The sequence below is a fragment of the Limnospira sp. PMC 289.06 genome (genome assembly GCF_032350395.1).
Taxonomy (GTDB): domain Bacteria; phylum Cyanobacteriota; class Cyanobacteriia; order Cyanobacteriales; family Microcoleaceae; genus Limnospira; species Limnospira platensis.
In genome coordinates, this window is the sequence record NZ_JARPLC010000223.1 from 1 (window position 1) to 1,222 (window position 1,222).

Consider the following 1,222-nt stretch of genomic DNA (forward strand, 5'->3'; position numbering starts at 1 on the left):
AATGCGTCCTACCGGTGGCGGGGGCGGCGGCGCTTATTATCGCCATATTAAGTCAGGTTATTTTCAACTCACCGCAGGGGAAGAGATTGAAATAGTCCCCGCCACGCCATTATTAGTCCGTCGGGAAATCACCATCCAAGCCGACAATCCTTTTTCTATTCGGTGGGTAGGGTCTGATTTATCCTTACCTGTTTTTGAAAATGGCTTCTATTCCGATGGGAGTGATGGGGGGATTGGTGTTTTAGCAAGCAGCCCCACAACTCAGATTCTCTCTATCTGGGTGCGCCAAGATACGGAAATTGACTACAACATAGGAAGCGAAATAGAGGACGATATGCCTATCCCAGATTTATCAATTAGACCGTTTATTTCCTTAGATTCCAATATAAACAAACTTCCATCGTTTATAAGTTCTGATTCTCAAGTTAATTATGATGACGTAGATACTTATAATAGGTTCTGGGGAACGTGGACTACAACAGAGGGAGCAGTTAGAGCCTGGCAATTTGATGCTTTTTTGCCCGGTAAACAATATGTTTTTAATATTACCCATAATCTTTATGCCTACATTGGGAATGACGGAATTTCTACGTCTGTTATCAAGGAAGGAACTAATATCGAGATTTTACTATGTCCTCGTGAAACCATGTGGATGGCAATATCTCAAGTTGCATTGTTTTCTAATGTTTTGAGTTCACATATTGACATAGATAATCTTGAAAAATGGATAACAAATCGATGCTCTGTTATTACAGTTCCTGACACAGGGGGAGCTTTTAATCTGACTCCTACTCTGTCTCGCTATATTTTGCTGTTTAAAGCTGAAGGTTCTTTTTTAGCTCCCGGATTAGGACTTTGCCGTTGCATTTACACGCCCAACAGCACAGACCCAAAACAAGGGGGAGAATTTGAGATAACGCAGTTTTTACCATGGGAGGATTGGTAAATTCACAAAAATAGGGGAGAGTATTACCGGTTAGTAAACAAATATAGAGAAGGCTGATCCGATCGCTCGCCGCCAAACTTTCCCCCAAGTCGGCGCGAAAACTAATATTCTCCCCGCCCGAACCCTACAATAGTCATATAGGTAAGCCGATCGCTTTACCTCGTCGGCTAGGCAACTGGGGGAAATTCCCTACAGACACGAATTCATGAAAAAAAACCGCATTGGTAAAGCATCAATCATTCCTGATGCGATCGCCGACAAGATAATCAAACGCTG

Annotated in this window: 1 protein-coding gene; it reads left to right on the forward strand. The window is 42.6% G+C overall.

Annotated elements, in window-relative coordinates; genetic code table 11:
- The first annotated feature begins 1 nt into the window (after position 1).
- A complete protein-coding gene (locus P5674_RS23655) occupies positions 2 to 946 on the forward strand; it encodes a hypothetical protein (RefSeq protein ID WP_152088746.1) in 945 nt (314 codons plus the stop codon).
- The last annotated feature ends 276 nt before the right edge of the window (positions 947 to 1,222 follow it).

Bases quoted from the DNA above. Each gene is read 5' to 3' on its own strand.
- P5674_RS23655 (WP_152088746.1), top strand. From the start codon at position 2: ATGCGTCCTACCGGTGGCGGGGGCGGCGGCGCTTATTATCGCCATATT.